Consider the following 17957-nt stretch of genomic DNA (forward strand, 5'->3'; position numbering starts at 1 on the left):
TCCTTTGCGCGTCAGGCGTAGTTGGTCAGGTCAAGCAGCAGGTTGCAGGTGATGACCTTGGGGCAATTGTAGGGCCGGGCGGTTATCCAGACTTCCAGCTCGTACTTGCTTTGCCACACCAGGGTTATGGCGTCCCTTGCCGGGGGATGGATTTCGCCAGGAAAGGGAACCCCCAGCACCTTGCGGCTCTTGGACATTTCGCGCAGGGGGCGCGCAAAGTAGGTTTGCGCGGCGGCGATGCTTTCGGGCGTTTCGTTGAGGCTGCGGTCTGCTATGCGGTAAACGGCCAGGGGATAAACGCGGCGCATGCACTTTTGAATGACGCGCAGGTTCTCAATGACGCGGTAATCCCCGCCGTTGACATCAAGCACGTTGCCGTCGCCCCAGTACATGCCCTCGTAGCCGGGGTAGGTCTGCGGCACGGAAAAACGCGCTGCGTCCAGGGCGTACAGGGTGGCCGAATCAATGTTGCGGCCGTCCTTGTCCTTGGGTTTAACGCTCCATTCACCAAGCAGGGGGCCGGTTTTAACCCGCATGGGGCTGTCGGCCACGGTGACGGACTTGTTGCACAGCCGGCCCATGTATGTTCCCAGGTCATGCCCCCAAAGATAGGGCGCAAGGGTTACCTGATCTGCGGCCACGCCGCTGGTTATGGGGGCTATGGCAGAGCGGTAGTCAGCCCACGTTTCAGTGGGCAGGGGCGCGCGCGGTGCTGCGGCCATGAACATGGGGGCCATGAATTTTGCCATGACGCTTTCCGCCTTGGCCTGCATGCGCTCCACCTCAACCTGGCTGGAAATGGGATCGGTAAGGCAAATGCCCTCAAAGCGCATTTCCTCCACGGCCATATCCACGGCATCCTGCCATGTGTCGCCCTCGCGCAGGGGCAGCACGGCGGCATTCCAGTTTTGCCCGGCATTGAGCTGCGCAGCCGTCACCTGTGTTTTCAGGGTAGAGGGTTCAAGGCCAAGCACTGCGTCCAGATCACTCTGCGCGTTGATGGAAACAAGCTTGCCTTCGTTGACGCCAGCGCCCCGGCCCGTGAAAAGCACAAAGTTTTCCACGGCGTCCAGCGCGCCCTGCAACAGATTGAGGTTGTTGACTTGCACGGATCCGAGCATGGAAACTCCTATTTTTTATCCTTCATTTGACGGACAATTTTTTGGCTAACCACAGAGAGCAGGCTGGCGCTTTCATCCTCTGTAACGCCCAGGAAAGGACGGGCAGGGAGGCGCACTTCCCACGTTTGGGCTTTCTGTTTTTTGGGCTGGCTGCCGGAAACATCCTCGCGCACCAGCAAACGCAAAATCCACGCGGCCTGCATTTGCGACATGTTTTCCATGATCCACTTGGCGGATACGCGCCGCAGGCGCACCTTGCCGTGCCTGCCCCTTGCCGGGAACTTGTAACCGTTGCGCAGCAGCGCCTGAGCCATTTTGCGGGTAGCCCTGCGCCCGCGCAGCATGACGTGCCACTTGGCAAGGCCCTTTTTCATTTCTGGCGTGACGCCAAGCTGCTGGCTCATGCCGTGCTGGTGCTTCCAGGCAACCTCGCTGAACCAGTGGGTCTTGCCCTTTTGCTTCCAGGTCACCTGCACGGAATCGCCTTCCCGGTACTCGCCCATGTTCTTGGCCATGCCGATCACGGCCAGCATGCGGCGTTTTTTGCGCCACTGGCCCCTGTCGTTCTGCTGCCAGCGTGTGCGCTTGCTGCGCGGGGCAAAGCCGCCGCCTTCAAGGCTTTGCTGCTTGCTCACACGCCTGGCGCTGTATTTTTTGACCTCGCGCGCGGCCTCGCGGGCAAGGCGAAAGCGCTTTTCGGGCTGCGGCCTGAGAGCCTCAAGCTGGCGGAAAAGTTTTTTCCGGGCCTGTTCGTTCACCTGCACGTGCACGGTAATGTCAGCCACGGCTGCCCCCTGCGCTTACGGCGCCCTTCATGCCAGCCAGCTTTTCCACCGGGGTGATTACTGGCGCTTCCACGCGCCAGCGTTTGCCGTTGAAGGGTATGTCGCCCTGCGGGTCTTCAATGGCTGCCAGCCTTTCCTCAAATTCCACAGAAATATCCAGATCCGCATCGCCGTCCTTGAAGTTCAGGTCGATGTTCATGGTCGGATCCGCCAGCCCGTCGCGGTCAAGGTCGTTGGCCATGAGCCATGAGGCCACCAGCGCGGCAAAGGCCAGCCCATCGCCGGGGTAGCGCTCGATCTGGATGACGCCGTCATACTTGAACAGGCCCAGCTCCACCTGTTGCAGAATCGGGGCATTTGTCCCCGGTTCTGGCCGCAGGGGGCCGCGGTCGCGCCCGATGGGGTGCAATGCTCCGTTGTCGGCAAAGGCTGTGAGCTGCTCCGGCGGCAGGCCAGTGACTTCAAGGATGTGCTGCACCAGGGCGGAGAGCTTGCGCATCAGACTGCCTCCACCGTAATGAAGGTGCGCCCCGTAAGGGCGGCAAGGGCCGCATCGGCCTGAGCAAGGAAGGTCTGCGCGGTTTCCGGGGTTTCCTTGGCATCGTTGCGCGCGGCCTCGCGCCGCTCAATGGTGGCGAACTGTTGCAGCAGCAAGCCCTTTGCCCTGCAAAACACCGCCCGCCTGTACAGACGCAAGGCCCCGCCCTCGATGCCGTGAACCGGAATGCCTTCAATGGAGGTATGCCCCTTGTTCTCCTGCTCTGCGCGCCAGCGCGTAAGCGCGCCTGCGGCCCATATGCGCGCAAGATCCAGATGGTCAGCCACAAGCTGTTCCGCATATTCGGCGGGCAGCCGATACAGATCCATAAAGTCGGCCACGGGCAAATCCGGGTACCAGCCATCGCCGCTCAGTACGATGGTGGCGGTTTTTCCGGTGGTGACGCCGAACCCTTTGGGGATTGCCATAGTGCCGCTCCTTCAGCCGCATGGAAAAGTTGGACGGCGCGCGGCTTGCGCTCCTGTTGCAGCGGCCTGTCCGCCAAGGTGCGCCGCCTGCGCCGTCCGGTTTGGGGATGAGTATGTTTGGCCAGGGGCCTAACTTTCCTGGGGGGCCGCCAGGCTGTCATCGCTTCAACCGTTGTGACGAAGGAAGCTACGGATGAAGACAGCAATTGGTTACCTTAACGGACAGCCAACGAAATCGCTGTCGCTATCCGTAAGCGGCTGAGCCGCTAACGGCTTCCGCTTTGGCGGTTTCCCCCTCGGGGGCAGCGCCCCCGCGTTCAATCTTTTTGCGCACCCTGCCAAGGGCCGTGTTGACCTTGGCCCCCAGCGTCAGGGCCTTTTGCAACTGGGTTTCCGCTTCTGCCAGATTGCCTGCGCGCTCCGCGGCAAGACCCAGCAAACGGTGATAGCGGGCGGTCAGGTCGTCCGGCAGGTTCCAGACCGCCGGATTTTCGGCAATGCCCTGGGCGCAGTTGGTAAAGTACGGCTCGACAGAGCGGTTGCCGTTGAATTCCGCTTCTGCCCAGTCCGCCACTTGCGAAGCCACAAAGAAGGGGATGGTGGACTGAAAGCGCTGCGGCAGGGTTATGCCCGCATTCATGCACCACTCCGCGTATTCCATGGCTTCGTCCATGCGGCCCGCGTCAAACTGCCACACAAGCCAGTAGCCCAGCAGTTCGTGCTTTGCGCCCTGTTCGCGCAGGCGGGCCACGTAGGAGGCGTATTTGGGCAGCAGCACATCGCGCTTGTGGGCGACCTTGGCCATGACAGAGGCAAGGCTTTTCAGCGTTGCCAGGTCTTCGGCCAGCGAGGCGCTGAGGAAGTCCTCAAGCTTTTTGCCCGCCAGCAGGCCCTTGCCGTGGGATTCGGCAGGAGCCGCCTTGCGCTGGGGCATGCTGGCGATGACCTGCCCCTCGTTGCGCACGCGCTCCTGATGCGCCTTCATGATGCCGAACTTCATCGCCACACCGTTGCGCCGCCTTCTTCAAAAGGCAGTTTGACGTTGGCGAATTCCCAGGCCACGAGCTGCTCAGGGGTTTCAACCACATAACCCTCGTTGCGGCTCATGTAGTCCTCGTATTGATCCTTCTTGGCGTTGTCCTCGATCTTGCGCCGCCAGGAGGTGTCCTGATGGTAGAGGGAGAGGTTTGCCAGAGGGGTGATGACAAGGCCGCGCGCGGGGAAGAAGCTCGGCGTTTCCCACGGCAGGCCGCCGTAGCGCTGCGAAAAGCTGTCCATGGCCTGCTTTTCCGTGGGGGTTCCCTGCACGGCTTCAAAAAGCATGGCGCGCTCGCGCACGATCAGGTCGCGCCCGATAAGGGCCACAAGGTCTTTCTGAAGATAGTAGGGGATGCCCTCCATCAGGTCGTTGATGGCCACGTCCAGGCAGGAGTAGTCGCCGCCCTTGCCGATGCGGATTTCGCCCGCGTGTTCGCCCTCGGCCAAAATGTTGCCGGGCAGGTTGTCGCGCATGTATTGCAGCCAGCCCTTGTTCACATCCTGCAACAGGGGATTTGCCGCGATGCTGGTGTTTGCGGCGGCGCTGATGCCGTACCAGCCAATGATTTCGCGGTCGGCGGCAATGCGCTCCTGCACGTAGCGGGCGTAGCGGTCGGCCAGATCAGGAAACTTGGCCCAGGTGTCGATGGTGTTGTAGCGGATGGCCACATCGGAATCTGTCTTGTGGAGCTGGTAGGCGTACTTGCCGAGGCCCAGAACGTCCTTGGGCCTGCGCTCTCCATCGCCGCTGGTGTCTGTGCGGCTGGTGACGGGTTCCTTGGCGTAGCCAAGCAGGTTTTCGCCCACCAGCTCGTCCACAGGCACAACGTTGACCTTGGGCAGAAAGATGGACTGTTCCACGATCTTGTCGTTGAGGCGCTGTGCCACGCTGGGCTCAATGGCAAAGTGCGCGCCCACGCTGGGCACGTTGTAGCCCTGGGCCAGCGCCGACAGCACCTCTCGGGCAAAGCGTTCAGAAGTTTTCTGTTTCATGGTGTTCCTTGGTGTTGGGGCGCTGGGCGGGTCTTACAAAAGGGGCTTGCGGGCCGCGCCAAGGTTTTTGGGGGCCTGGGTGCCGGGGCGGGCAGAGGACGCAACCTGACGGAATTCGTTGCGCAGAGCGCCGATCTGGCGGGCAAGAGCCTTGACGGCAAAATCGCCGCCAGAAGCATCGCCAGAGCCGCCAGCGGCCACGTCCACTTCAAGCGCGGCAAGGCGGCCTTCAAATCCGGCAACCTGCTCACTGAGCGAGCCAATGGTTTCTTCAAGGGCAGAGAGGCGGGCTTCCAGTTCTTCCATGTTGTCTTCCTTTTCGGGGCCGTCCGTATTTTCGGGTGCGGCCTCTTCTGTTTTGGTGAAAAAATGGGGGAAAATACGTTTGAACCACCCGGGGGCTTCTTCCTTGTCCTCGGGCTTCATGGGGGCAAAGGGCACGTTGCTGAAGCAGTTGGCGCCCTTTAAGGCTGTAAAGCGGGTGCTGGGCATGCCCAGGGATGCCGGGCTGTCGGTCACGCCAAGCCCGGAAAGGTAGGTTTTGCCGGAATCGGCAAAGTTTTCTGATACTTCAATGGAATAGAACAGGCCCTGACCAGCCGCGTTGTAATCCAGCATGGCGGCATTGGGCGCAAAGCGGGCAAAGAGCGAGAACACGCCCGCATCATCCGGCCCGGCGCGCAGCTCCAGCACCTCGCCCATATTGCCGAACCATCGGCAGTGCTCGGGCCAGAGCATGGCGGTATAGGTGGCGGGATTGTATGTTTCCGCCATTTCACGCAGCCATTCCTCATGAATGGTTCTACCGTCCGCGGCGGGGCCGACCTGGGCCACTTTGATAAAGTCTGTGGTTAGCTTTGCCATGCAGACAGATAGACACACTTTGCCGCGATAGGTCAAAAGATGTCAGTTGTAAAAGGCGCATATACAACGAAAAAATGGGGAAAATGGCTGTTTATAATGATATTCAGCCAGTATGCCAGAAGCGGACAAGAACAATAATATAGGTCATATTGACCAGAAAGCGCCAGCAGGTCGCCGCCGCTACCCGGAGGAAGTCAAAAACGCCGCCCGGAGTCTGTTTTTGCGCCACTGGAAGGTGGCGGAGATTGCAGAAACCCTCTCCGTGCCGGAGCGCACCGTCTATGACTGGTCAATAAAGGGCGCATGGCTGGACATGCTGAGCCATGAAGGCCCGGACGAAGCCATCAACCGCCGCCTTGAGCTGCTGGTGGGCCGCGACAACAAAACGCAGGCCGAATTGCGCGAGATTGACCTGCTGATTCAGAGCCAGGAGCGCCGCCTGCGCATGCGCGAGCGCGAGTTGGCCCAGGCTGCCGCCACGGGGCAGGCAGTGGAAGCGGCAGGCGGGCAGGAGCGGCAAAACCCTTTTGCCGGAACGACAACGCCCAAAAAGGGCGGCAAAAAGGGCAAGAAAAAGAATGACGTTTCGCACCTGACCGCCGAGGACTTCAAGGAACGGCTGCACAGCCGTTTTTTTGCCTATCAGCATGAAGTGCGCTCCACCCTGGGGCAGCGCAACCGCATGTTTTTGAAGGCCCGCCAGTTGGGCTTTACCTGGTTTTTTGCGCAGGAAGGTTTTGAGAACGCCACCCTCACGGGCGACAACCAGATATTCCTTTCTGCCACGCGGGCGCAGAGCGAAATATTTTTGCAGTATATCCGCGATATTTGCGGCGAGGCCTTTGACATTGAGCTGAAGGGCAATCCCCTTGTGCTGCACACGGCAAAGGGGCCTGCCACCCTGTATTTTTTGGCCACGTCTTCCCGATCGGCCCAGGGCTACCACGGGCATGTGTACGGCGATGAATTTTTCTGGATGCCCAAGTTCAAGGAGTTCTGGAAAGTGGCCAGCGGCATGGCCGCGCATGCCAAGTGGCGGCGCACCATGTTTTCCACGCCTTCCATCATCACGCATGAGGCCTATCCGCGCTGGAGCGGCAAGGAATACCTCTCGCGTTTCAAGAATCCCGCGCCCTGGCCGGACAAGGCCGCCCTGCGTCAGGGCCTTGTGTGCCCGGACAACACCTATCGCCGCATTGTGACCCTGGACGATGCCGAGGCCGGGGGCTGCAACCTGTTTAACAGGCAGGATCTGGAGCAGGAATACAGCCCGGAGGAGTTTCGCCAGCTATTTGGCTGCGAGTTTATTGACGACACGCTGGCCGTGTTTGTTTTGACCCTGCTTGAAGGCTGCATGGAAGACCCGGACGGCTGGGGCCTTGACCTCAAGCGCGCCCGCCCGGTGGACGATGCCGGGGTGTGGGGCGGCTACGACCCCTCGCGCACGCGGGACGATGCCAGCTTTGTGGTGCTGCTGCCGCCGCAGAAAGAAGGGGAGAAGATACGCCTTTTGGAGCGCCACACCTGGAAGGGCAAAAGCTATTTGTGGCAGGTGGGGCGCATACGCGACCTGTGCCAGAAATACCGCTTTATGCACATGGGCGTGGACGTGACCGGCCCGGGCCAGGCCGTGCTGGAAAACGTGCGCCAGTTTTGCCCCGTGGCCATGCCCATCACCTACAGCCTGATGAGCAAGGCGGCGCTGGTGCTCAAGGCGCTGGAAGTGATGGAGCAGCGGCGGCTTGCCTGGGATGCCGCGCAAACAGACATTGCCCACGCCTTTATGACCATCCGGCAGGTGGCCACGCCCAGCGGGCAGGTGACCTATGCCGCCCACAGAACAGACAGCACAGGCCATGCGGACGTGGCCTGGGCCATCATGCATGCCCTGGCTGCGGAACCGCTGGCCCGGCAGCTACGGGCGGGCGGCAAATCAAGCTCGCTGGCCTTTAGCCAATAGTGGAAAGGAAGCATATGAAGAAGCACAAAAAGCGCCCCGCAGGGCAAAATGACGCCCAGGGCGCAGGCGGCGGGGGCCGGGCCGTGGCCTTTAGCTTTGGCGAGCCGGAAAGCGTGATGCAGGGCGAGCTATCGCAATATCTTGGCGTGTATTTGCTGGATAACGGCCAGTATTACCAGACGCCCATTCCCCTGACGGGCCTTGCCCGCCTGCTGCGGGCCAACGCCTACCACTGGCCCATGCTGGAATTCAAGGTAAACAAGCTGCTGCGGGGCTTTACGGGCAGCCCGGCCCTTGACCGTATAACCATGCGCAAGGTTGCCACGGATTACATGGTGTTTGCCAACGCCTATTTGCAGCGGCTGTACAATTTGTTTGGGCAGGTGGTGGGCTATGCGCACCTTGCGGCCATAAACATGCGGCGCGCCAAGGAGGACGACCAGTACGTGATGCTGGGTGTGGATGGCAGCCTGACAAAGTTTGCCCCCGGCGAGGTGCTGCACGTAAAGACCTATGATGTGGCGCAGGAGGTATACGGCCTGCCCTCGTATCTGGGGGCCATACAAAGCATGCTGTTGCAGGAGGACGCCACGCTGTTTCGGCGGCGCTATTACCGCAACGGCGCGCACATGGGCTATATTTTTTGCAGTTCGTCCGCCTATCTGGATGTGGACGATGAAAACGCCCTGCGCGAGGCCATGAAGCAAAGCAAGGGGGTGGGCAATTTTCGCAACCTGTTTTTGCACATACCCAACGGCAAGGAGAAGGACATACAGATCTTGCCCGTGGGGGATTTTTCTACCCGGGACGAGCTGGAAAAGATCAAGAACATCAGCCGCGACGACATTATCGCCGCGCACCGCATACCGCCCGCGCTGGCGAACATTATACCCAGCGTGGCCGGAGGCCTGGGCGATATTGAAAAGGCCGATGCAGTGTATGTGCAAAATGAGATTGAACCGCTGCGGGAAGACCTGGGCGTGGTGAACCATGAACTGCCGGAGCACCTGCGGGTGCATTTTGCGCCTGCGGCCTTGCCGCCCATGCATTGACGTTGCCTGTTATTGCGGCAACAATGGCCGCATTGTGGGGGATTCATGCGCATTTATTGCACACGTTGCGGGCACCGGGCCATCATACGCACAAGCAAACAGCTTGGCAGCACGCGCAAACTGTATTGCCTGTGCGGCGACCCGGAGTGCGGGCACAGTTTTGTGATGGATTTGAGCTTTTCCCACACCATCTCGCCCAGCGCGCTGGATTTGCCGGAGAAGGTGCGCGCCGGGCTGCAACAGCAAAGCCCCGGCCAGATTTTGAGTCTGTTCGCGGTGCTGAGGTAGGGGCATGAGCGACTTTTGGGGAATGATTATCTAAGTTGTGAGGGGGGGATTAATGTCAATTTTTTTTGAGCAGCTAGGCTATGGTGTCCTTGGAGGCGCAGTTACAGCTATTTTAATATGGCTATGGAAAACTAAGATTGTGCCTCCAAAAATTACTTTTGGAGACTATATTGCTAAAGTAAAAAGTCATACAAACAAAAATGTTTATCTAATAAAGATAACAAATACTCGGAAAAGAAATTTAATTAATTTTAATGTTCAGGCTATTTTGAGAATTCCTGGAATCGTTCCTGATGATCCATCACGTGTACAAGAATTTATTATAAATATAGATGAAGGTAGATTGCTCTTTGAACGAAGGTCAATTACAAAAAGTTTACGATTCTGTGATACGAAGCTGCTGAGAGAGTACGGCCCTATAAGAAAAATAATGGAATATCCGTGTAGTTTTGGCGGAAATGTTTTAGAGGAGCTATTCGACCATCGTCCTGATTCAAAAATTTTTGTTATAGCTGTCGCGTCAGATGAGCTAACGGGATGCACTAAGAAGTTTCAAAAAGTTTATAGTAAGAAGGACATCAAAGAGGAAAGATTCCCGCAGGATGAATACGATGTTCTTTTTTAATAGAAAGCCCCGGTTCGGAAGAACCGGGGCTTCGCGTATCTAGCAGGCGGCGTCCATATACTGCTGGGCGGCTTTCTGCAAAAACTGCGATCTGTTCAGGCCGCGAGTTTTGGCGGCGTGGTCGATGCGGTTGCGCATATACAGGGGCAGGGTGATATTGACGGGCACGGTTTTCTTTTCCAGAAAGTCAAAGTTCACCTCCACCAGCACCACCGCGCCGCCCTGGGCGTCTTCGGAGGCCAGCACGGCCTCCAGCGCGGAAGGCGAGGGAGGATTGACGTTTTCCTCCCCGTCATAAAAGCATTCGATAGCGTCCTGCACGTTTGCCAGGGCTTCCTCAAGGGTATCGCCGCCGGAAAACACGCCGGGAAAGTCCGGCACGGTTACACCGTAGGCGCTGCCTTCGTCCTTATGCAAAATAATTGGATACAGCATATATACTCCGTAGGGGAGGGGAATCCCCCTCCCGTTAGCTTAACTTTACCTTGGTTTGGCGCTCTATGGCCCTCAGCGTGCCGGGGGCGATGTCGCCCTTGTGCCGTGGCAACACTGTGACCCTGCCATCCGGGTGCACCAATTTATCATGGCCTTTGCCCCCTTTGTTTACAAAGCCTGCCCCTGCCAATCGTTTTAGCAGTTCGCGCGTTGTCATGAAAAATTTATACGCATCATGCGCATTGAAGTCAATCGGCAATGCGCATGATGCGTATGGTTTTTAGTCTGCAAGAAGCACCCCGCATGCAGGGCGCCTGGCGGCTAGGCGTCCGCCTCGTCAAGGCTCTCTGCGCAGTGGGATATCTCCGCGCCGATCATACTCAGCAGCAGGGCCAGGCCTCCCTGTTCTTCTGGCAGGGTGGCGCCAAGGTGATTGAGTGAGGCTGCCAGCCTGTACAGTTGCAGGATAGGGGATGGCTTGCGGTGCTGCGAGTGGGGTATGGGCATGGCTTTTTCCTCCGTTGGGGCGAGGGCGGCGAGCATGGCCCCGGTATCCGCAGCCAGCCAGACAAGTTGCGCCTGTTGAGTCTGAAGCGCCCGGAGCGCCCGGGCCTTGTCTTCCGGCGATTGGGTGGCGTGGGTTACGGCCTGCATGGCCGGATCCAGCTCGGCGGCAAGGTCGGCCAGATCTTCCCGCATGCGGGCAAGCCCTGCCAGAACGGCGGGCGCATCTGCATAGCTGATGCCCTGACGGGCGGTGTGGGCAATGTTGGTGCTGTTCATGCGGCTGCCTCGCTTTGCTGCTTGGCAGCCTCATAGGCGTTTTGCGCATCCGTAACATCCCCAATGGCGGAACAAACTGCCATTGCGCGCAGATGCAGAGTCCAGAGGGCGCATTCAAGAAAGCGCAAGGCGTAATGCTTGGGCCTGGAATGCCGCTTGTGTTGCCACCGGGCCAGGGTCAGATTTCGGCATGGATCCAACAGGTCGGTTGTCCATAAGGAAACATCCTGCGACACGCGCTGCAACTCTGAAAAATCATCGATGCAGCAAATGGTCAGGAGCGTTTGCCTAGCCTGCTTGGCGAGGGCATTGCACTGCATGAGGTGCTTTTTTGTTTTCTGCTGCCGGGGAAAGCACGGCAGCATGTCTTGCGTGACAAAAATCAGCGAATTCAGTTCCTTTCGCAACTTGCCTTGCGAGGCCATGAGGGTGTCTTCGCAGGTGAGGAGGATATTCAGCTTGCTGTTCATGCTGCTGCCCTCCGCGTGTTTGTCGCAGGGGCGGCCATGCGGGCGACTGCGGCCATATCTGCCGCAAGCTCGGCCTGGCGGTGTGAGATGCATTGTAGGGCAAGGCGGCGCTGCTGGCCTGTGCCGCGCTTGGCGTGCTCGGCCAGCATGGCGAGTTCCAGTTGTTGCTCCTGAGCCAGGGCAAGGCGTTGGGTGAGGAAGGAATGGGTAGACATATGGCCTCCAGCGAGAGTTTCTTATGGGAGTTCGCAAGACGCAAAAACTCCGGGTGCTAAGAACCGTCGCTGGACGGCGGGCATATTCCCCCGAAGGGTATTCTATTAGCCCACACCCGGAGCAATACTCCGATGATAGCCCTTTGCCGTGCGCAGGATGCACGACGGGCGCAAAAAAAGCCACTTATAACGGAATGGCCAGCCGCCAGCGAATGGTGTTCTTAGGCACCGTGTGGAGAGATTAGGGGAAATGGGAGGTGGGCGTCAAGGGGGCGGCTATTCCCACGGTGGTGGGCTATAGAGCATGCAGAGTGGGATTGATTGTGGTTCGCTGCCCCAATTTTCAAAGAAATACACATGTTCTTGCAAAGGTGCGTTGCTAATCATCTGTGGCAATTTGGGGGCAAGATTGTTCAAAGCTTCGGTTGCCATTTTATCCGTTAATTTAAAGGCCCTGTTTGCATTGTATTCTGTTCCTTTATCTGCTGTTGCATAATGTAGCATCATATTTTGAGGAAGAAATATATTTTCGCACATTGGTTCAGATCTGGAATTTATTTTTGCAATAATTCCAAGATGAGAATCGACATAAATATTTATTTTTTCATGTAGTGTAATAAGCCCATGAGAAACGAGACATCGTAGCGCATAATACCAAAATTTACGTTCCTCAAATTTTTCCTTTGCGGCTCTAACAATAAATGCAAGTAGAAAAATATTATTTTCTCTGAATATAGTAACTGCTGTAACTGAAAAATATATTCCAAAAAAATCTTTTTGATTTGTGTCAATGAAGAGCAGCTTATCGCGGTTGAACAGAATATTGTCCGTTTCAAAATTTATCATATCAGGATTTTGATATACTCGTTGAATCACTTTATCTGTCTTACCGTCCCTTGTATGGGAAATTTCAGCATAAGCGTTTTCCATTGGCTGGCCAAACGAAGTTGCGCCAGTCTTCGGATTAACAGAAATTTCAAGGCTTGTGGTTTCACCAACCGTTGTGGCGTAAATCCATTCTTCTCTGGGTTTACGTGATAGGTTTTCACGCTTTCTTTGCCTTTTATTTTTTTTCATGCATCCCACCAATACATCTAATTTAAATACAGATAACGGGCGGTCTAGAGGAGCAGAACCAACTCTGGTTCGAGGGTGCCTGGCCTAGAAGGAATCATTTGAAATAAGGGTATTGCGTGCTTGTTGCAGAAAGAGAAAGCTGTTTTTTTAAGATCTGAACTTGCGCGTGCGCCTAAGTAAACATTCTTTATCATATCACAGGGAATAGTTTCTGTGTTGCTCGCATGTGTGCTTGACGGTGTAACCATCGCAGTGCGCCACTCATGCTCAAATGAAAAACTTTCATTCTTTGTGTGGAGCAAGGCTTGGAGATCGTTTGCGGTCTTTGCCTCATTCCTGTTTGGGGCTAACAGGTCTGATACATACCATTTGCGAGAAGGTGAAGGATACATCACTTTTTGTAGTTCAGATGTAATGCCTTTTTCGCGATGAAAAAAAGTGTGTTCTGTATCAAGGCCGAGCATAAAACCTGAATGCGCCGTGTTGGCCTCGCGATATGCATAGGTAGTCCATATGGCAACTGAGTTGTTATGTTCAATTAAGTTTAGTATTCGAGTCTGGTAAAATTTTTTTCGGAAATTTGCGATTAACTTGGGCAGTTCTTTTTCATTAATTTTTACAGTATCATCTACTGCTTGTTGTACTGCCTCCCTTTTTTTTTGTTCTGATATTATATCGTTTATAAAGGGGCAAAAGAATTTTATGGCCCCGTTAAGGAATCCCTTTTCATGGTCTTCCGGGATTCTAAAAAACTTTTCATCTGAAGCTTCGTGCTCTTTAATAATAGAAGAAATCTTGATTGCTGGGTTGATCGCGCCAGCTAGCCCAACGGCATAGTCAAACAATATGTCCATGTCACCAAGTAGAGTTAACTCACACTTGTAATTGTCAAAAAAATCTTTACGCCCTTCAGGCATATACTTGTACAAAACTGACGGCACGGGTTGCGTCATGACCTCCCCCTATTCTTTCACTGCTCAGATAATCATCGCCTTCACAAAAGCATGGCACTCAAGGCTAGCCCCTGGATTCAACAATCATAGTCCGTCTGCATGATGTAGGTAATGCTAAAAGTGCGCGTCAACAATGGGTATTTACGCTCAATGGCGTCTGCATACTCTTCAAACTCGCTGCGCAGTTCTTGCCAAGAGGCAAGGATGGCCTTCTGTTCTTGCGGGGTTCCCGTTGCATAGTCGTAGTTGGTCAGCAAAGCTCTAAATCTTTCACTCACATCGCGCAGGGCAACCACATCATGCTTGGCAAGAAGCGCCAGACAGTTCTCCCGCCGCGTGGAAAAAACTTGTGGATTACTAAACAGCGTTTTTGAGATGGCAAAGCCCGATACGTTCAAGCTCCAGCCATAGAGCGCCTCTTTGTCTGGCGGGCAAAATGGATCAGTCCGTTTTTTTGTCATGGCTGTCCTTCCTTTTGAGTTGGAACAGCATAGCGCAAAATGGGCTTCATTTTCCAGAAAGGAAGGATAGGAAGGTAACTCCTACGGATTAACAGTTTTACAATAGATCATCAGTGGATTAGGCTAAATTGTATGGGTCGTATTAACCTAATCGCACTGCGTAGACGACTCGTAAGTTCGTGGTTCCCAATGGGTTGCAGGTTATATTCATTGCTCGGAATTCTTCCGGTTTAGGTGACACGGTGAGCTGTGTTGCCGCCGCTAGTTGTAATCCTGTCGCCATGCGCCAACTGTTATTCGGCCTCGCATCGGCGCAGAATTCCGTTCTGGTTTAAACAGATAGCCCGTAATTCCACGGTAAAGCAGTCAATATGCCCATTATTCGTGGGCTTCTCCAATCGAGTCGGCCTTATCAGGCCCATGCTCAAATGCTAACGCAGCCGTAGACTTGCCGCGAAAAGTACATCTTCTGTTTTTACAGTATTCAATCCGGACACCCGGAGCCACGATAGGCCTTGCCGCCATCTGCAGGTCTTAGGTATACGCATACAGTGCTGTTGCACCCACAAAGAATTCTGGTTGCGCCGACAAATTGGTGCTGTGCCGCATGGAATTTCAGCTGTTGATGTATTTTTACTCCTCACTGCAAAATATTGGATGCGTATTATGAGCGATATTCAAGAGCCAAAGCAGGAGCTCTTTTGCGACCCAGACCAATATGCCAGGCTCCTCCGCTGCAGTAAAAAAAAGAATATGGCGGAGTGGAATAATTGGCGGGAGGCGAATCTAGACGTGGAAATTTGGCTGCAAGGGGCTAAATTTCGAGATGCGCATCTTGAGGAAGCGGATTTTCGAGGTGCGCATTGCGAGCATGCGAGTTTTTCTGGTGCTCATTGCGAGAGGGCGAATTTTTGGGGTGCGCATTGCGAGGGGGCGAATTTTCGTGAGGCGCATTGCGAGGGGGCGAATTTTTTGCTGGTGCATTGCGAGGGGACGAATTTTTGGTGGGCGCATTGCGAGGGGGCGAATTTTTTGGGGGTGCATTGCGAGGGGGCGGAATTTCGTGAGGCGCATTGCGAGGGTGCGGATTTTGGGGCGGCGCATTGCGAGGAGGCGATATTTTGGAGGGCATATTGCGAGGGGGCGAATTTTCGTGAGGCGCATTGCGAGGGTGCGTATTTTGTGAAGGCGCAGTGCGAGGGGGCAAATTTTCGCTATGCCCAGTTCAGCACTTCCACGAATTTTTTTTATTGTACCATAGATGACGCCAGTGATTTTTCTTACACCGCTCTTGGAAGCATTATGGTTGAGCCAGACAAACGGGCACGGATGGAATATAACATCAGGCGGCTTGCGTGGAAACAACAATATGTGGAACAGGCAGAGTCCTTACAGCAGGTCTTCCTGATTAATGGCTGGCAGAAGGTGAGTACGATACTGTCTAGCCTGCTGGCATGGCTTTACCTCTGTCCGGTCCGGTTTTTCTGGCATGTCTCTGACTACGGCTACAGCACTGGGCGAGTGATCAGATATTTTATCTTTTTTATCTTGCTGTTTACGCTGTTGTACACGTTCTTTCCGTGGATGCTGATGGTAAATAATACTCCTATAGACGCCCCGCTTCCTGAACGTTTTTTGCAAATGTTGGCTTTTGCCACGTCTACTATGGTGACGTTGGGCTTTAGTAACATCAACGTTGCCATAGAAAACGGAAGGCCAGTTTTGGCAGGCATGCTCGTGGTTAGCTGCAACCTCATTGTAGGCTACTTCATGCTGGCAGTGCTGGTAACTCGCCTTGGAATTCTTTTTCAAAGCATGGGGCCAGGTGAGCCGCGCAACAAAAAAGTAAAGGTGAAAAGGCCATAGGGCAGATAACTCTTCCCATTCAATTTAGGATTTCACGTTTTGCCCTATACGATCGACTCCTTCACTCCACCCTTTTTCACCTGGTGAAATGTCCACGGCTGAACTAAAACGCAGAAAAGCCGGAGCAATCCGGCTTTTTGCGTTTGGCGTGGTAAGCGCTCGGTCTAATCCCGCGGCATTTTTTCGCGTTTGAAGATCAGCATGTTGTAGGGCTTGGTGTTGGGCTTGCCGCCGCTGAAGCAGCCCGGGGCCGCCTCCGTGGTGATGGTTTCCATGCTGTGGAATTCCCACCCGCCCTGGGCTTCGCGGTTGATCATGTTGCCGAAGCTGTAGATGGCCTGTTCGGCTTCCTTTTCCGTCTTGATGCTCAGTACCATAGGTGCGGGAACGGTTTTGTACTCAAAGTCCATGACGCTTTCCTTTCTTCTGGTTGCGGTTACGGATGATCCACGCCGCCATTGGGCGGGCGGCAGCGCGCAATGCGCTTTGCCCCAAGCCAAAGCCCCCGCAGTGCGCCGTATTTTTGCACTGCCAGAGCCATGTATTCCGAGCAGGTCGGCTCAAAGCGGCACCGGGCGTGCAGCGCGCAGGGCTGCCGCTGGTACCAGCGAATACATGCAATAATACACGTCTTCATCATAGCATGCCTCAATAAAAGTGCAATTCAAAATTATGAATTTTATATGTTTATATAAAACCACAAAGCCATGATTATGGTTTTATGTGCCCGTTAAGCTAGTTGTTTCTGTGTCAATGCGGGTTGAAAATATGGTTTTAGCTTAGGCTTGGAATATATATTTTTGTCAAGAAGAAAAAATAAAGTGCATAAAACATTTTTTACATAGTTATTGTAAAAAATATTTTATGCACCAAAAGAATTTTAAATGTTTTTGGTGTAAGGCGGCGTGGGAGGAATGGGGGTAGCGGCCTACCGCGGGGGGTGGGGTCTCGGAAAGGGGTAACAACTGGCACAAGTATATTTTTTAATATTCAACATGCTGAAATATATGACGTATCCTTGTAACCCAAAACGGTAACAAAAGGTTACATGAAAGGTAACATTCAATAAATTAAGCATGTTGGTGTAACCAGCGAGGGGCACAAAAAATGGTTACAATGTTACCTTTTGTAACCAGAATGTAGAAGTTTATGAAATCATATATCTATCTGCAATAACAAATAATAATGATGATTCTGAAAATTTGTGCCAGTTGTAACCTCTTTCCGAGACCCCCCTTGGCGGGTAAATGCCGCCCTTTCTCGCGCGTGTATGCACGTGCGTGAGGGGGGGCAGGGGGTAATAAAAAAGCCCCTTGCGGGGCTATGGGTGTTAGCTGTCTTGAAGCAGGCGCGTTTTTAGTTTCTTGCACAGATTATTTTTTGCATCGACTTCGTCAATGCTGACCTTAACTTTTTTTGTTAAAGTACCCGCAAGGTTATTACGGCTATCATTAAAAATATTTTTAGTTACTTTTGTGTATAGTTTCAAAGTGTCAATTAGTGGCTTTGCTTTTTCAACGGCCTCTTCGTATGAGCCTCCAGACTCTGTAATGCAAATAACTTTATTGGGTAAATAAGAGAACTCAAGTGGTGATAGCATTTCTTTGTATGTAGAATTTAAATCTTTGTTTGGTAACCCTGAAGAATAAATGGGTACGTGTATTTGAATGCCGCCGATGTTATGGGACAAAAATAATTTAAGATTTATCACGTCAAGGCTTATCTGAGGAATATTTTTTTCTTGAACGCTTTTTTCAATTAGTTTAGCAAGCGCCTCCGATCCTTGGTAACACTGTTTGAAAATTGTCTGTGCTATGCTGTCAACAGCTTCATCAACCTTTTTCTTATATGTATCAAGCATGGAAGTTAGAAGTTCTTCGTTAACGCTCATTGTTGTACCTCTTTATGGGATCAGTTTGGCTTAACTGATTATAAAAACCTAAATTGCTTTTATCAAGAGAGTGAATGCCAGCAACGTAAGCCCGCGCCGGAAGGTGAGCCAGCG

The 17957-nt window shown here is 54.1% G+C and carries 23 protein-coding genes; 5 read left to right on the plus strand and 18 right to left on the minus strand.

Annotated features, from left to right (window positions below; all coding sequences use genetic code 11):
• Positions 1–11 precede the first annotated feature (11 nt).
• The 7 genes from JMF94_RS03435 to JMF94_RS03465 all read right to left on the minus strand — a co-directional run bounded on the left by JMF94_RS03435 (position 12) and on the right by JMF94_RS03465 (position 5767).
• A complete protein-coding gene (locus tag JMF94_RS03435) occupies positions 12–1121 on the minus strand; it encodes a DUF2586 domain-containing protein (RefSeq protein WP_240823783.1) in 1110 nt (369 codons plus the stop codon).
• An 8-nt stretch (positions 1122–1129) separates the two neighbouring features.
• Positions 1130–1906, minus strand: a complete 777-nt coding sequence (locus JMF94_RS03440) for a phage virion morphogenesis protein (RefSeq protein ID WP_240823784.1) — start codon at positions 1904–1906, stop codon at positions 1130–1132.
• Positions 1899–2405, minus strand: coding sequence for a phage tail protein (locus tag JMF94_RS03445; protein ID WP_240823785.1), 507 nt, complete (start codon positions 2403–2405; stop codon positions 1899–1901). Before JMF94_RS03445 ends, JMF94_RS03440 begins: the two co-directional genes overlap by 8 nt.
• On the minus strand, positions 2405–2872 hold the full coding sequence (locus tag JMF94_RS03450) for a head completion/stabilization protein (RefSeq protein ID WP_240823786.1): 468 nt from the start codon (positions 2870–2872) through the stop codon (positions 2405–2407). The genes JMF94_RS03445 and JMF94_RS03450 overlap by 1 nt, the downstream gene beginning before the upstream one ends.
• A 244-nt stretch (positions 2873–3116) precedes the next feature.
• Positions 3117–3872 carry a phage terminase small subunit gene (gene gpM, locus JMF94_RS03455; protein WP_240824201.1) on the minus strand — a complete coding sequence of 252 codons (756 nt, stop codon included), beginning with the start codon at positions 3870–3872 and terminating at the stop codon, positions 3117–3119.
• The gene (locus JMF94_RS03460; RefSeq protein WP_240823787.1) at positions 3869–4903 is read right to left on the minus strand and encodes a phage major capsid protein, P2 family; all 1035 of its coding nucleotides are present in this window, start codon (positions 4901–4903) and stop codon (positions 3869–3871) included. The genes gpM and JMF94_RS03460 overlap by 4 nt, the downstream gene beginning before the upstream one ends.
• Before the next feature lie 33 nt (positions 4904–4936).
• Positions 4937–5767, minus strand: coding sequence for a GPO family capsid scaffolding protein (locus tag JMF94_RS03465; RefSeq protein WP_240823788.1), 831 nt, complete (start codon positions 5765–5767; stop codon positions 4937–4939).
• Positions 5768–5879: 112 nt separating this feature from the next.
• Here JMF94_RS03465 and JMF94_RS03470 point away from each other — a divergent pair, with 112 nt between their 5' ends.
• From JMF94_RS03470 to JMF94_RS03485, 4 genes are read left to right on the plus strand one after another with little or no spacing between them, the layout of a single operon-like run.
• Complete coding sequence (locus JMF94_RS03470) at positions 5880–7727, plus strand: terminase family protein (protein WP_240823789.1); 1848 nt, start codon at positions 5880–5882, stop codon at positions 7725–7727.
• A 14-nt stretch (positions 7728–7741) separates the two neighbouring features.
• Positions 7742–8779, plus strand: coding sequence for a phage portal protein (locus tag JMF94_RS03475; RefSeq protein ID WP_240823790.1), 1038 nt, complete (start codon positions 7742–7744; stop codon positions 8777–8779).
• Between the two features lie 45 nt (positions 8780–8824).
• Entirely contained in the window at positions 8825–9067 is a 243-nt protein-coding gene (locus JMF94_RS03480; protein WP_240823791.1) for an ogr/Delta-like zinc finger family protein, read from the plus strand.
• A gap of 52 nt (positions 9068–9119) precedes the next feature.
• Positions 9120–9692 carry a hypothetical protein gene (locus tag JMF94_RS03485; RefSeq protein ID WP_240823792.1) on the plus strand — a complete coding sequence of 191 codons (573 nt, stop codon included), beginning with the start codon at positions 9120–9122 and terminating at the stop codon, positions 9690–9692.
• Positions 9693–9731: 39 nt separating this feature from the next.
• Here JMF94_RS03485 and JMF94_RS03490 read toward each other — a convergent pair whose 3' ends face one another.
• The 8 genes from JMF94_RS03490 to JMF94_RS03525 form a co-directional block, all read right to left on the minus strand.
• Positions 9732–10127 (minus strand): type II toxin-antitoxin system HicB family antitoxin, encoded by a 396-nt coding sequence (locus JMF94_RS03490; protein ID WP_240823793.1) that lies wholly within the window; start codon positions 10125–10127, stop codon positions 9732–9734.
• Between the two features lie 34 nt (positions 10128–10161).
• Positions 10162–10386 (minus strand): type II toxin-antitoxin system HicA family toxin, encoded by a 225-nt coding sequence (locus JMF94_RS03495; protein WP_240823794.1) that lies wholly within the window; start codon positions 10384–10386, stop codon positions 10162–10164.
• Positions 10387–10448: 62 nt separating this feature from the next.
• On the minus strand, positions 10449–10910 hold the full coding sequence (locus tag JMF94_RS03500; protein ID WP_240823795.1) for a hypothetical protein: 462 nt from the start codon (positions 10908–10910) through the stop codon (positions 10449–10451).
• Positions 10907–11380: a hypothetical protein gene (locus tag JMF94_RS03505; RefSeq protein WP_240823796.1), complete on the minus strand. Its 474-nt coding sequence runs from the start codon at positions 11378–11380 to the stop codon at positions 10907–10909. Before JMF94_RS03505 ends, JMF94_RS03500 begins: the two co-directional genes overlap by 4 nt.
• Positions 11377–11595 (minus strand): hypothetical protein, encoded by a 219-nt coding sequence (locus tag JMF94_RS03510; protein ID WP_240823797.1) that lies wholly within the window; start codon positions 11593–11595, stop codon positions 11377–11379. The genes JMF94_RS03505 and JMF94_RS03510 overlap by 4 nt, the downstream gene beginning before the upstream one ends.
• 276 nt (positions 11596–11871) lie before the next feature.
• The gene (locus tag JMF94_RS03515) at positions 11872–12672 is read right to left on the minus strand and encodes a hypothetical protein (protein ID WP_240823798.1); all 801 of its coding nucleotides are present in this window, start codon (positions 12670–12672) and stop codon (positions 11872–11874) included.
• Between the two features lie 44 nt (positions 12673–12716).
• Entirely contained in the window at positions 12717–13625 is a 909-nt protein-coding gene (locus JMF94_RS03520; protein WP_240823799.1) for a DUF2971 domain-containing protein, read from the minus strand.
• 77 nt (positions 13626–13702) lie between these two features.
• Positions 13703–14086, minus strand: coding sequence for a hypothetical protein (locus tag JMF94_RS03525; protein WP_240823800.1), 384 nt, complete (start codon positions 14084–14086; stop codon positions 13703–13705).
• Between the two features lie 666 nt (positions 14087–14752).
• Here JMF94_RS03525 and JMF94_RS03530 point away from each other — a divergent pair.
• Positions 14753–15952 (plus strand): pentapeptide repeat-containing protein, encoded by a 1200-nt coding sequence (locus JMF94_RS03530; protein WP_240823801.1) that lies wholly within the window; start codon positions 14753–14755, stop codon positions 15950–15952.
• 164 nt (positions 15953–16116) lie between these two features.
• Here the strand turns inward: JMF94_RS03530 and JMF94_RS03535 are convergent, their stop codons facing one another.
• The 3 genes from JMF94_RS03535 to JMF94_RS03545 form a co-directional block, all read right to left on the minus strand.
• Positions 16117–16362 carry a DUF4177 domain-containing protein gene (locus tag JMF94_RS03535; RefSeq protein ID WP_240823802.1) on the minus strand — a complete coding sequence of 82 codons (246 nt, stop codon included), beginning with the start codon at positions 16360–16362 and terminating at the stop codon, positions 16117–16119.
• A gap of 26 nt (positions 16363–16388) precedes the next feature.
• Positions 16389–16592: a membrane protein insertion efficiency factor YidD gene (gene yidD, locus JMF94_RS03540; protein WP_240823803.1), complete on the minus strand. Its 204-nt coding sequence runs from the start codon at positions 16590–16592 to the stop codon at positions 16389–16391.
• Positions 16593–17282: 690 nt separating this feature from the next.
• Positions 17283–17843, minus strand: coding sequence for a hypothetical protein (locus JMF94_RS03545; RefSeq protein WP_240823804.1), 561 nt, complete (start codon positions 17841–17843; stop codon positions 17283–17285).
• Between the last annotated feature and the right edge of the window lie 114 nt (positions 17844–17957).

Source organism: Desulfovibrio sp. UIB00 (genome assembly GCF_022508225.1).
Classification (GTDB): Bacteria; Desulfobacterota; Desulfovibrionia; order Desulfovibrionales; family Desulfovibrionaceae; genus Desulfovibrio.